Here is an 11960-nt window from a genome sequence, read left to right on the forward strand (position 1 = left end):
GCACTGCGCCAGCCGCGCGCTCAGTCGGTGTCCTGCTGCGCCTTGTGGCGGGACGCCATCTTCTCCTGCTGCCCCGGCGGCACGTTGTCGTAATGGCTGAACTGGATGGTGTAGCTGCCGTGGCCGCCGGTCATGCTGTTCAGCCGTGACTGGTAGTCGTTCAGCTCCGACAGCGGCACCTGCCCGGCAACGATCACGCTGTTGCCGGCGCCGGCGCGGGTGCCATGCACCTGGCCGCGCTTGGCGGACAGGTCGCCGATGACGTCGCCCATCTCCGTGCCCGGCACCGTGACCTCGATCTCGACGATCGGCTCCAGCACGCTGGGGCGCGCCTTCATCACCGCATCGATAAACGCCTTGCGCCCCGCAGTGGCGAATGCCACTTCCTTGGAATCGACGGGATGGCTCTTGCCGTCGTACACGGTCACGCGTACGTCCTGCATCGCGAAGCCGGCCAGCGGCCCGCATTCCAGCACCTGGCGGATGCCTTTCTCCACCGCCGGAATGAACTGGCCGGGAATCGCGCCGCCCTTGACCGCATCGACGAACTCGAAGCCCTCGCCGCGCGGCAGCGGCTCCACGCGCAGCATCACTTCGCCGAACTGGCCGGCGCCGCCGGTCTGCTTCTTGTGGCGATGGTGGCCCTCGGCCTTGCCGGCAATGGTCTCGCGATACGCGATCTTCGGCGGCCGCGTGGCGACTTCCAGCTTGTACTGCTCGGTCAGGCGCTCCAGCGCGCAGCGCAGGTGGAACTCGCCCAGCCCGAACACCACGGTCTCGTTGGTGCCGGCAGGATGCTCGACGCGCAGGCACGGGTCTTCGGCGCTGAGCTTGTGCAGCACCTCGGCCAGCCGCTGCTCGTTGCCGCGCCGCGCCGGCTCGATCGCCAGGCCGTAGATCGGCGTGGGAAACTCCAGCGGCGTCAGGTGGATGTCGCCATCCTCGGTGGCGTCATGCAGCACCGCGTCGAAACCCAGTTCATCGACCTTGGCCACCGCGCAGATATTGCCCGGGCCGGCGCGCGGCACTTCCTGCGTCTCCTTGCCCTGCAGCAACAGCAGGTGCGCCACCTTGAACGGCTGGCGGCCCTCGCCGATATAGAGCTGGCTGTCGCGCGTGACCGTGCCCTGGTGGATGCGGAACACCGCCAGCTTGCCGACATAGGGATCGACCACCACCTTGAACACATGCGCCAGCACGTGCTTGTCCGGTACCGGCTCGGCACGCACCGCCTTGCGCTTTTCAGTGCCTTCGGTGTCCTGGCCGGTGACGCGGTAGAACAGCGGCGGGTTGCCTTCGGTGGGATTGGGCAGCAGCCGCACGAAGACATCGAGCAGTTCCTCGATGCCCGCCCCGGTGGCGGCAGAGGTAAAGCAGATCGGCACCAGGTGTCCCTCGCGCAGCGCGCGCTCGAACGGGGCGTGCAGTTGCTCGGGCGTGATGGCCTCGCCTTGCTCCAGGTACAGCTCCATCAGCTCGGGATCGATCTCGATCACCTGGTCGATCAGCGCTTCATGCGCCGACGCCACCGATAAAAAATCCGACTCGCCGGCCGGATTGAAGAAGCAGTCCACCACCTTGCCGCCGTTGCCCGCCGGCAAGTTGATGGGCAGGCACTCCTTGCCGAACGCCTCCTGGATCTCGGTGAGCAGCCCCGGCAGGTCGACCTTCTCGCCGTCGATGCCGTTGATGACGATCATCCGGCACAGTTGCCGCGCCTGCGCCCAGGCCATGGCGCGGCGCGTGGTCATCTCGATCCCGGTCTGCGCGTTGATGACGATGGCCGCGGTCTCGACCGCCGCCAGCGCACTGATCGCAAGGCCGGAGAAATCGGGGTACCCCGGTGTATCGAGCAGGTAGATGCGGGTGTCGCGGAAGTCGACGTGGGTGATGGCGGAACTGAGTGAGCGCTTGTACTTGCGCTCAAGAGGATCATTGTCGCTGACCGTGTTGCCGCGCTCCACGCTGCCCGGGGTATGCAGCGCACCCCCCTTGTGCAGCAGCGCTTCGACCAGCGAGGTCTTGCCGCATCCCGCATGCCCGAGCAGGGCAACGGTGCGGATGGCATCGGGACTGTCGTGCATGGTGGCTCTCTCGTCCGGCAATGGCTGTCAGGGCATTATTGGCTAAATTTGCCGGAAACGACATATGCCAGTGTCGGCATCGTGACAAAGCCTGATATGGGCAAGGGCGTGAAGTGGTGCGGGCGGCGCTTGGCCGGCCGACCGCACTCGCTTAACCGCCTGGCTGCAGCGCAGCAATTCGCGGACTGCTGCGCTGCAGCAGGATCACGCGCGCCCGTCGGCGTGATCGGTCGAGACCGCCAACGCATGCCATGCGGCCAGCTCGCTTTCCACCTTGCGGTTCTTCTCGGCGATGCGGGCCACCGTATCCGAGCCCAGCGGCAGGCGCACCGGCGGGTTGCCGCTGTCGGCAAGGGCGAGCAGCGCCACGGCGAGCCTGGCGGGATCGCCGGGCTGCTGGTGGTTGGCCGATGCCATGTGGCCGCGCATCGCGCCGACGGTTTCGGCGTATTCGGCGATTTCGGTGCCGACGCGGACCAGTGAGCTGGCATCGAGGAAGTCGGTGCGGAAGAAGCCGGGCTCGACCACGGTGGCGCGCACGCCCAGCGGCGCCAGCTCGGCGTCGAGCGCTTCGGTCAGTCCTTCCACCGCGAACTTGGTGGCGCCGTAGACGCCCCAGCCCGGATAGGCCGCATAGCCCCCGATCGAAGAGATATTGACGACATGGCCGCTGCGCTGGCGGCGCATCTGCGGCAGCACCGCGCGCGTCACGTTCAGCACGCCGAAGACGTTGGTGGCGAACTGCTGCTCGACTTCGCGCGCCGACGCTTCCTCCACCGCGCCCAGCAGGCCGTAGCCGGCGTTGTTGACCAGCACGTCGATGCGGCCGAAGCGGGCCACGGCGGCCTCCGCGGCGGCGATCGCCTGCGCCTCGCTGGTGACGTCGAGCGCTACGGCGAGCAGGTTGTCGTGCGCGCCCACGGCATCGGTGATCGTTTCGGGGCGGCGCGCGGTGGCGACGACACGGTCGCCGCGGGCCAGCGCGGCACGGGTCAGTTCCATACCGAAGCCGCGCGAGGCGCCGGTGATGAACCAGACCTTGCCGGCGTTGGTGGCATTGGTAGCGGTGTTGGCAGCGATGGTGGTGTTGGCGGACATGGTGAATCTCCTTTGGCGTGGTGCTCGGTTTGACTGCGATGTCTGATGGCGGGGGCCACGGAGACAAATTTAGGCGCGCACGGTCCGCAACACTAGGCGGTGCAATCTAGATTCAAAGACAACCAAAAGTTGTCAATAAACGCGCGTGACCTCGATTGAGCATTTCTCAAGCGTGTGGCAGACTCGCCGGCATGGACAAACTGCCTCCCCTGAACGCCCTGCGCGCCTTTGAAGCGGCGGCCCGGCACCTGAGCATCACCACCGCCGCGGAAGAGCTGCACGTGACGCCGGGCGCCGTCAGCCGCCAGATCCGCGCGCTGGAAGAAGGGCTGGGCGTGCAGCTGCTGCATCGCGGCCACCGGCAGATCTCCCTGACCCGTACCGGCGAGGATTACTACCGCGCGGTGACCCGGGCCATGGACGACCTGCGCGAGGCCACGCGGCGGCTCAGCAAGCGCGCGAAGCGCAAGCAGCTCAAGGTGCGCGCCTACACCACCTTCGCCATGCGCTGGCTGATCCCGAGGCTGTCGAGCTTTCATGCGGCCAATCCCGGCATCGAGGTGCTGCTGACCGCGTCGCTGGACCCCGTCGATTTCCGCAAGGAAGACATCGACGGCGCGATCCGCCTTGGCGACGGCAAGTGGAGCGGCGTGAATACCTACCGGCTGGTGTCCAACATCCTGGTGCCGGTCTGCAGCCCCGGCGTTGCGGCCGGCAGCCCGAAGGTGAAGAAGCCTGCCGACCTGCAGCACCAGACGCTGCTGCATTCGATTGCGCGTCCGGACGACTGGGCGCACTGGCTGAAAGCTGCGCGCGCCGACACGCAGGTCGATGCGCGCAGCGGCATGACCTTCCAGAGTTCCGCCATGGCGTACGCGGCGGCGGTGGAAGGGCAGGGCTTTGCCATCGCCCAGCGCTTCCTGGTCGCGGCCGACCTGGAGGCAGGGCGACTGGTCGCGCCATTCCGCCAGGCGGTCGACATGGGTGATTTCACCTACTACCTGCTGACACCCGCCGACCGCAAGGAAAGCGCCAGCATGGCGGTGTTCCGCGAGTGGCTGCTTGCGCAGTGCGAGACGCAGGGATAGCGCCGCTCACCATCCGGCGAAGCGGGCAAATGCCTCCACCGGCTCGCGCGTGGAGCGCAGCCGGTTGGCCGGCTCGGCGGGATCGGCATAGCCGAGCGACATGCCGCACACCACGATTTCGCTGTCGGGAATGGCAAGCTGCGCGCGGATGACCCGGTGGTAGCGCGCGAACGCCTGCTGCGCGCAGGTCTCCACGCCGTGCCCCAGCGCCGCCATCATCACCGCATGCAGGAACATGCCGAGATCCAGCCACGCCGCCTGTCCCTGCCCGCGTTCGATGGTGAAGAACAGCCCCACCGGCGCGCCGAAGAACGCGTAGTTGCGCGCGTACTGCCGCGCCATGCCGGCGGCGTCGCCGCGCGGGATGCCGAGCAGGCCATACAGCGCCTTGCCCAGCGTGCGGCGGCGTGCAAGGTAGGGCTCGCGCCACGCGGGCGGGTAGTAGACGTATTCCTCGCAATGGCCGTCGCCGCCGCTGTCGTGCAGCGCCAGCAGGGCATCGCTGAGCCGGTCGCGCACGGCGCCGGCGCAGGCATGGACACGCCATGGCTGCGTGTTCGACGCGCTCGGGCTGCGCGCCGCGTCGGCCAGGATTGCCGCCACCGTCTCGCGCGGCACCGGCGTATCGAGAAAGCCGCGCACGCTGCGGCGGGCGTGGAGCGCGGCGATGATGTCGGCGCGGTTCATGATGCCGTTGCCGCAAGCGGTGCATCGATGGCATTGGCACAATGGACCGCGCCGCGCGCCTGCAAGGCGGCGATCTGTGCCGCGCTGAAGCCAAGTTCCGCGAGCACCGCTTGCGTGTGCTGCCCGCACGCCGGCGCCGGCCGCGCCGGCAGCGCGTTTTCCTGCGCGCTGTTGATCGGGAAGCCGGGCATGCGGACCTCCCCCAGCGTTTCGTGCGGGATGCGCTGCACCATGCGGTTGGCCGCCACCTGCGGGTGCGCCATCAGGTCTTCATAGGTGGCGACGCGTGCGCACAGGATGTCGGCGTCCTGCAGCAGCGCCAGCCATACATCGGTGGAGCGGGTCACGAACACGCTGGTCAGTGCCTCGACCATTGCCCCACGGTTGGCCACGCGCAGCGGCGAAGTGGCGAAGCGCGGATCGTCGGCGAGCGCCGGCAGGCCCAGCACGTCGCACAGCCGGCGCCAGCGCTCGGGCATGTAGGCGGCGACCATGATCCATCCGTCCGCCGTGCGGAAGGCCTGGTTGGGCGCCGAGTAGGGCGCCGCGCTGCCCGCACGTTCCGGCAGCTGCCCGTCGGCGCAATAGCTGGTGAGCGACGATTGCTGCAGTGCCAGCGCGGCGTTGAGCAGGCTGACGTCGAGATGCCCGCCCTGGCCGTCGCGCGCCCGTTGCGCCAGCTTGCCGAGGATGCCGACACAGGCGACATAGCCGGTCATCACGTCGACCACTGGCGCCTGCACCTTGCACGGCTCGCCGTCGGGCAGGCCGATCAGGCTCATCAGCCCCGAATCGGCCTGGATAATGCCGTCGACGCCGGCACGGCCGGCATACGGGCCGTCCTGGCCATAGGCGGAGATCGAGCAGTAGACCAGCGATGGGTTCAGCGCCGACAGCTCGGCATGGCCCAGCCCGAGGCGCTCCATCACGCCGGGGCGCATGCTTTCCACCACGATGTCGGCTTCCGAGACCAGCCGGCGCGCCACCGCGAGTCCCTCGGGGGATTTCAGGTCCAGTGCCACGCCCAGCTTGTTGCGGTTGAAGCCGTGGAACAGCGCGCTGTCGTCGCCCAGCCAGCCGGGGCCGAGCCCGCGGCCCAGTTCGCCGCCAGGCGGCTCTACCTTGATGACCCTGGCGCCCATGTCGGCCAGCAGCATGGTGCAGGTAGGCCCGGCCCCGATCTGGGTGAAGTCGATGACGGTCAGGCCGTCCAGTGCGTCGCGCAGCATGTCAGCTCTCCGGAAGGATGCGGGATCGTTTGAACGTGCCCTGCGCGGTGGCGACCAGCACGCCGGCATCGGTGGCCAGTTCGGCCGAGGCAAAGTACAGGCTCTTGCCGGCGCGGCTCACCGTGGCGGTGGCGCGCAGCCGGCCCGCGTTGGCCTTGCTGAGGTAGCTGATGGCCAGCATCACCGTCACGGCGTGGCCGAGGGCGCCGTCGGGGCCGGTCGGCAGGCCGGCGTAGCCGCACGCGGCGTCGAGCAGCGTGGCGATCACGCCGCCCTGCACGCTGCCCTGCCGGTTCAGGTGGCGCGGCTCGATGTCGAGCTCGAAGGCGCAGCGGCCGTCGCCGACGCTGGCCAGGCGGATGCCAAGGTAGTCCAGCAGCGGGTTGTCGGCGGGCGGCGGCATGGCGCGATCGACGAGATCGACGAGATCGACGAGATCGACGAGATCGACGGGATCGACGAGATCGACGGGATCGACGGGATCGACGGGATCGACGGGAGCAGCGGGCGCGTTCACAGCGCCACCTTGATGTTGTTGTCCTGGATCACGCGCTGCCAGCGCGACATTTCCTTGCCGATATACGCCTTCAGTTCGTCCGGCGTGGAGGCCTGCGGCTCGAAGCCCTGCTTTGCCAGTTGCCCGGCAACGTCGGGCGACTTCAGTGCAGCCACCAGCGCGGCGTTGACCTTGTCGACCACGGCCTTGGGCGTGCGTGCCGGCGCCAGCAGGCTGTACCAGAGTTCCGCGTCGTAGCCGACGATGCCGGCTTCGGCAAAGGTGGGCAGGTCGGGCATCAGCGCGCTGCGCTTCTTGCCGGCGATGCCGAGCGCGCGCAGCTTGCCGGCGCGCACGAACTGGATCGACGAAGCAAAGGTGGCGAACGAGATCTGCACCTGGCCGCCCATCAGGTCGGTGATCGACGGGCCGGTGCCGCGGTAAGGCACGTGCAGCAGCTCGGTCTTGTTCAGCTTGGCGAAGACCTCGCCCGCCAGGTGCTGCGGCGTGCCGGGCCCCGGGCTGCTGTAGCTGAGCTTGCCCGGGTTGGCGCGGGTGTACTGGATGAACTCCTGCAGCGTGCGGAAAGGCTGGTCGGGATTGGCAACCAGCATGATCGGCACCGACGCGATGCGCCCGACCGGCTCGAAGTCGCGCTCGACCTGGAACGGGATCTTCATGCCGAGGAACGGGTTCATCGTGATCTGGCTCGACGCGATCACCAGCGTGTAGCCGTCCGGCGCGGCATGCGCGACGTAGTCGGCGCCCAGGTTGCCGCCGGCGCCGGGCTTGTTCTCGATCACGATGGTCTGGCCCAGCAACTGGCCCATCTTGGGAGCGATGGCGCGTGCCAGGATGTCGTTGCCGCCGCCCGGGGCGAACGGCACGACCAGCGTGATCGGCTTCTGCGTGGGGTAGGGCGCCTGTGCCGCCGCACTCAGCGCCGTGACCGACAGCACGCCGGCCATTGCCGCGCGCATGATTCGGAGGATTCCTGCCATGGTTGTCTCCTGTGTGGTTCTTGTCGGGCCGGTCAGCGGCCCGTGTAGTGGGGTTGCCGCTTTTCGGCGAAGGCTTGGCGGCCTTCAACGCGGTCGGCGGTGTCGCGCAGCACGCCCCAGTAGAGTTCGGTGAGCTGCTGCGCGTCGGCTTCGCTGAGGTGGCTGGTCTGCCGCGACAGCTTCTTGACCGCCTGTACCGCCAGCGGCGCGTTGGCGGCGATGCGCGCGGCCAGCGCCAGCGCGCGGTCGAGCAAGGCATCGGGCGCCATCGTTTCGGTGACCAGGCCGATGCGCGCGGCGTGCGCGGCATCGATCCGTTCGCCGGTCAGCACCATCTGCATCGCATGCGCCGCGGGCACGGCCTTGAGCAGCCGGTGCAGGCCGGACACCGCCGGGATCGAGCCGACCGCGACTTCGGGCAGGCCGAATGTCGCCTGCGTCGACGCAATCCGCAAGTCGCACTGCAGCGCGATCTCCAGCCCCGCGCCGAGGCAGTGTCCGTTGACCGCCGCGACCAGCGGCTTGCCGAGGCCGAGATCGCTCAGGTCCATCAGCCGGATATAGAGCCCCAGGTCCGCGGCCTGCTCCGGCGCGCGGAACAGCGCCTCGGGGTAGGTGGCGGCGGAGGTGCGCGTGCCCTTCAGGTCCGCCCCGGCGCAGAAGGCGCGCGTGCCGGCGCCGGTCAGCACCGCGACGCGCAGGTCGTCGCGGTCGCGCACCTCGGCCAGGTGCGCGCGCAGTTCGCGCAGCGTGGTCACGTCGAGCGCATTGAGCGCGTCAGGCCGGTCGATGGTCAGCACCGCGACCGCGCCTTCGATGTGGCGTTGGATGGTCATGGCGCCTCCTTACACGCTGGGCGACGACAGGCTGCGCCCGCCGCAGACGTAGAGCGTCTGGCCGGTCACGTACGACGACTGCGGGTCGAGGAAGAAGCTGACCGCATTGGCGATATCGTCGGCGGTGCCGATGCGCTGCACCGGCACCGACTTCTGCAGCCGCGCCTGCACCTCCGGCGCAAAGCCGCGGAACAGCGGCGTATCGACGATGCCGGGCGCGACCGCGTTGACGGTGATGCCCTTGCCGGCGAACTCGATCGCCAGCGAGCGCGTCAGGCTGACCACGCCGCCCTTGGCCGCCGAGTAGTTGGCCTGTCCGAAGCCACCCAGCCAGGCCCGCGACGAGATATTGACCACGCGCCCGTAGCCGCGCTCGACCATGCCGGGCAGCGCCGCGCGGCAGCACAGGAACTGCGAGCGCAGGTTGGTATCGATGACCAGGTCCCAGTCGTCGTCGGTCATCTTCAGGAAGCGCATGTCGCGCACGGCTCCCGCGTTGTTGACCAGGTAGTCGACGCGGCCGGCGCGTGCCGCGACTTGCGCAAAGGCGTCGTTGACGGCGGCGGAATCGGTCAGGTCGGCGGTGGCGCCGAAGGCATTCAGCCCCGCGGCGGCGAGCGTGCCGACGGCCTCGTCCAGCGCACCGCCATCGCGGTCCAGCAGTGCCACGGTCAGTCCTTGCCGCGCCAGTTGCGTGGCGATACCCAGGCCGATGCCGCGCGCGGCGCCCGTGACCACGGCCACATGCGTGGGATCGAATCGTTGCGTACTCATCTCAGACTCCCAGCAGGTGGACGGAAGACGCGGCGTGGTCCACGCCCGCGATGCCGCCGCCGGTGCATTGCGTCAGGCCGACGCGGGCGTTGTCGACCTGGCGCTCGCCGCCGCGCCCTTGCAGGTGCCACAGGATCTCCACCATCTGCGCCACGCCGGTGGCGCCGAGCGGGTGGCCTTTTGCCAGCAGGCCGCCGCTGGGATTGACCGGCACGCGGCCGCCCAGCCGGGTCGCGCCGGACTTCAGCAGCGACACCGCTTCGCCCGGTTCGGCCAGGCCCAGCGCTTCGTAGTAAAGCAGTTCGGCGATGGTGAAGGCGTCGTGCAGCTCGACCACGTCGACGTCCTGCGGCCCCAGTCCGGCCTGTTCATAGGCCTGGCGCGCGGCACGCGCGGTGATCTCGGCGTCGAGGATGTCGTCGTCGGCCTCTTCGCGCAGGCCGGACACCACCACCGACGACAGCACCCTGACCGGACGCGCCTGCGCCGGACGGCGCGTGCTCAGCACCACCGCGGCGGCGCCATCGACCTGCGACGGGCAGCACTGCAGCAGCGTCAGCGGGTCGGCGATCATGCGCGAGCCGAGCACTTCTTCCACGGTGGTGGCCTTGCGCTGCTGCGCATACGGGTTGAGCGAGCCGTTGTAGCGGTTCTTGACCGCCACTTCCGCCAGGTCGGCGGGCGACGCGTCGCGCTCGTGCAGGAAGCGCGTGCCGCGCATCGCATACACCGCGGGCAGCACCATGCCGGCCTTGGCGTAGAGCTCCGTCTTGTGGTCGTTGCGCTGCAGCGGGATGGTGCCGCCACCGAGCGCGGTGAGCTGCTCGATGCCGAACACCAGCACGGTGTCATATTGCCCGGCGAGCAGCGCGTGCCGCGCCAGGTGCACGCCGGTGGCGCCGCTGGCGCAGGCGTTCTCGATGTTGTAGACCGGGATGCCCTTCAGCCCCAGGTCGCGCACGATCAGCTGGCCCAGGATCATGCCGCCCAGCACATTGGCGCAATACACCGCCTGGATGCGGCTGGCCGGCACGTCGGCGTCGGCCAGCGCCTTGAGGATGGCCTGTTGCGCCAGTTCCGGCGCCAGCACGCCGGGGTGGCGGCCGAACGGCGTCATCGCGCCGCCATGGATGTAGATGTCCTGCATGTTGCTTTCCCTTTCCTTCTGCGTTCTATCGATCGGTCAGGCCGTGACGGCCTCGAAGACATAGCCGAACTCGGCATCCGGACGCGCTTCATAGCGGTCGCCGATCACCGGGCGCGCCTTGCCCAGCAGGCGCCCGAAGATGCGCACGGGGCCGACGAAGTCGACATAGCCGAGCGCGTACGGTGGCTGCCCGGTCTTGGGCGCGGGATGGATCACGGTGAAGCTGTAGACCACGCCGGCGCCGCGGATGGCGACGGGGTCATGCTCGGCGGCGAGCGGCGAATCGTCCGGCACGGCCGGGAAGATCCATTCGCCGGTGGCGCGGTGGCGCGAGGCGATCAGGTGGGGGAGGGGGTCCGCACTCCAGAGCGGATAGGCTTGGTCTGACACGGCAGTCTCCTGTGTTGGTGGGCCTTGGCGTAATGGTTGTCGCTGGCGGCGCGCGCGACAAACGACATTTCCGGCGCCATCGATTGAGAAAAAATCAAACGAATGGCCGGAGCGGGGCGTCAGGAGAAGCGTGTTGGCGGGAAGCCGGCGTGGGGCTCGGGGTGGCCGGCGCGTGCTGAAGGGTCAGGCCACCAGGCCGACCAGCCGCGACAGCGATTGCTCCGCGCCGCGGCCCGCTTCCACCACGAAGTCGATGAAGCGGCGGACCCGCACCGGCATCTGGCTGCGATGCGGGTAGTACATGTACAGGCCGACATTGCTGCTGCTGAATTCCGTCAGGATTGCCTTGAGCCGGCCGCTGACGAGGTCGGCGTGGATCATGTAGGCGGACAGCTGGCCGATGCCCATGCCGGCGCGCACGGCCTCGACCTCGGTCTCCACGTCGTTGAAGCTGGCAACGGCGGGCACCTCCTGGTAGACCAGCGCGCCGTCGACCTGCAGCTCCCACGGCACCATGCGCCCGGTCGCGGGGCGGCGGAAGCCAGTGCACTGGTGCCGCAGCAGCTCGTCCAGCGTGGCCGGCTCACCGTGCCGCGCGAGGTAATCGGGCGCGGCGCAGATGACCAGCGGCAGGTCGCACAGCCGGCGCGCCACCAGGTTCTGGCCGGGGCTGGTGCCGGCGCGGAAGCCGATATCGATGCGGGACTCGACCAGGTCGGTGAAGAGGTCGCTCAGCACCACGTCGAAGGTGATGCCCGGATGCAACTCGCGGAATGCGCGCACCAGCGGCACCAGCACGCGGCTGCCGACCGACGGCGGCGCGGTCAGGCGGATCAGGCCGTCGTCGTCGCTCTTGCTGCTGCGCACCTGGTCCAGCGCTTCATCGAGCTGGCGCATGCCCGGCGCGGCCAGTTCGAACAGGCGCGCGCCTTCAGTGGTGAGGCTGAGCTTGCGCGTGGTCCGGTGCAGCAGGCGCACGCCGAGGTCGTCTTCCAGCGTGCGCACCGCCTTGCTGACGGCTTGCGGCGTCACGCCGGCTTCCACCGCGGCGCGCTGGAAACTGCCGGCGCGCACCACGCCAATGAAGAGGGTCAGCACACGGGCCTTGTCCATGACTGGCAACTGGCGGT

The 11960-nt window shown here is 69.0% G+C and carries 12 protein-coding genes; 1 reads left to right on the forward strand and 11 read right to left on the reverse strand.

All coding sequences use genetic code 11. The annotated features are described in order from the left end of the window. Positions 1–20: 20 nt before the first annotated feature. Complete coding sequence (fusA, locus tag K309_RS0102285; protein WP_029044903.1) at positions 21–2084, reverse strand: elongation factor G; 2064 nt, start codon at positions 2082–2084, stop codon at positions 21–23. 204 nt (positions 2085–2288) lie between these two features. Further along, positions 2289–3182, reverse strand: coding sequence for an oxidoreductase (locus tag K309_RS0102290; protein WP_029044904.1), 894 nt, complete (start codon positions 3180–3182; stop codon positions 2289–2291). A 191-nt stretch (positions 3183–3373) separates the two neighbouring features. Between K309_RS0102290 and gcvA the strand changes: the two genes are divergently transcribed. Next, positions 3374–4270: a transcriptional regulator GcvA gene (gcvA, locus tag K309_RS0102295; protein ID WP_029044905.1), complete on the forward strand. Its 897-nt coding sequence runs from the start codon at positions 3374–3376 to the stop codon at positions 4268–4270. Between the two features lie 6 nt (positions 4271–4276). On the opposite strand, the gene K309_RS0102300 is transcribed toward gcvA, so the two are convergent. From K309_RS0102300 to K309_RS0102340, 9 genes are all read right to left on the reverse strand, one after another. After that, positions 4277–4957 (reverse strand): nitroreductase, encoded by a 681-nt coding sequence (locus tag K309_RS0102300; RefSeq protein WP_029044906.1) that lies wholly within the window; start codon positions 4955–4957, stop codon positions 4277–4279. Then, entirely contained in the window at positions 4954–6186 is a 1233-nt protein-coding gene (locus tag K309_RS0102305; RefSeq protein WP_029044907.1) for a CaiB/BaiF CoA transferase family protein, read from the reverse strand. Before K309_RS0102305 ends, K309_RS0102300 begins: the two co-directional genes overlap by 4 nt. Before the next feature lies 1 nt (position 6187). Beyond that, on the reverse strand, positions 6188–6703 hold the full coding sequence (locus K309_RS0102310; protein WP_232232300.1) for a PaaI family thioesterase: 516 nt from the start codon (positions 6701–6703) through the stop codon (positions 6188–6190). After that, a complete protein-coding gene (locus K309_RS0102315; RefSeq protein WP_029044909.1) occupies positions 6700–7683 on the reverse strand; it encodes a tripartite tricarboxylate transporter substrate binding protein in 984 nt (327 codons plus the stop codon). The genes K309_RS0102310 and K309_RS0102315 overlap by 4 nt, the downstream gene beginning before the upstream one ends. Positions 7684–7715: 32 nt before the next feature. Continuing rightward, entirely contained in the window at positions 7716–8519 is an 804-nt protein-coding gene (locus K309_RS0102320; RefSeq protein WP_029044910.1) for an enoyl-CoA hydratase/isomerase family protein, read from the reverse strand. Positions 8520–8528: 9 nt separating this feature from the next. Then, positions 8529–9293, reverse strand: a complete 765-nt coding sequence (locus K309_RS0102325; protein ID WP_029044911.1) for an SDR family oxidoreductase — start codon at positions 9291–9293, stop codon at positions 8529–8531. A 1-nt stretch (position 9294) separates the two neighbouring features. Next, positions 9295–10440 carry a thiolase family protein gene (locus K309_RS0102330; protein ID WP_029044912.1) on the reverse strand — a complete coding sequence of 382 codons (1146 nt, stop codon included), beginning with the start codon at positions 10438–10440 and terminating at the stop codon, positions 9295–9297. 36 nt (positions 10441–10476) lie between these two features. After that, positions 10477–10830, reverse strand: coding sequence for a Zn-ribbon domain-containing OB-fold protein (locus K309_RS0102335; RefSeq protein WP_029044913.1), 354 nt, complete (start codon positions 10828–10830; stop codon positions 10477–10479). A gap of 183 nt (positions 10831–11013) precedes the next feature. Continuing rightward, positions 11014–11943 (reverse strand): LysR family transcriptional regulator, encoded by a 930-nt coding sequence (locus K309_RS0102340; RefSeq protein WP_029044914.1) that lies wholly within the window; start codon positions 11941–11943, stop codon positions 11014–11016. Positions 11944–11960 lie beyond the last annotated feature (17 nt).

Origin of the sequence: Cupriavidus phytohabitans, assembly GCF_000426345.1 — a bacterium.
GTDB lineage: Bacteria > Pseudomonadota > Gammaproteobacteria > Burkholderiales > Burkholderiaceae > Cupriavidus.

Bases quoted from the DNA above. Each gene is read 5' to 3' on its own strand.
- fusA (WP_029044903.1), bottom strand. From the start codon at position 2,084: ATGCACGACAGTCCCGATGCCATCCGCACCGTTGCCCTGCTCGGGCAT.
- K309_RS0102290 (WP_029044904.1), bottom strand. From the start codon at position 3,182: ATGTCCGCCAACACCACCATCGCTGCCAACACCGCTACCAATGCCACC.
- gcvA (WP_029044905.1), top strand. From the start codon at position 3,374: ATGGACAAACTGCCTCCCCTGAACGCCCTGCGCGCCTTTGAAGCGGCG.
- K309_RS0102300 (WP_029044906.1), bottom strand. From the start codon at position 4,957: ATGAACCGCGCCGACATCATCGCCGCGCTCCACGCCCGCCGCAGCGTG.
- K309_RS0102305 (WP_029044907.1), bottom strand. From the start codon at position 6,186: ATGCTGCGCGACGCACTGGACGGCCTGACCGTCATCGACTTCACCCAG.
- K309_RS0102315 (WP_029044909.1), bottom strand. From the start codon at position 7,683: ATGGCAGGAATCCTCCGAATCATGCGCGCGGCAATGGCCGGCGTGCTG.
- K309_RS0102320 (WP_029044910.1), bottom strand. From the start codon at position 8,519: ATGACCATCCAACGCCACATCGAAGGCGCGGTCGCGGTGCTGACCATC.
- K309_RS0102325 (WP_029044911.1), bottom strand. From the start codon at position 9,293: ATGAGTACGCAACGATTCGATCCCACGCATGTGGCCGTGGTCACGGGC.
- K309_RS0102330 (WP_029044912.1), bottom strand. From the start codon at position 10,440: ATGCAGGACATCTACATCCATGGCGGCGCGATGACGCCGTTCGGCCGC.
- K309_RS0102340 (WP_029044914.1), bottom strand. From the start codon at position 11,943: ATGGACAAGGCCCGTGTGCTGACCCTCTTCATTGGCGTGGTGCGCGCC.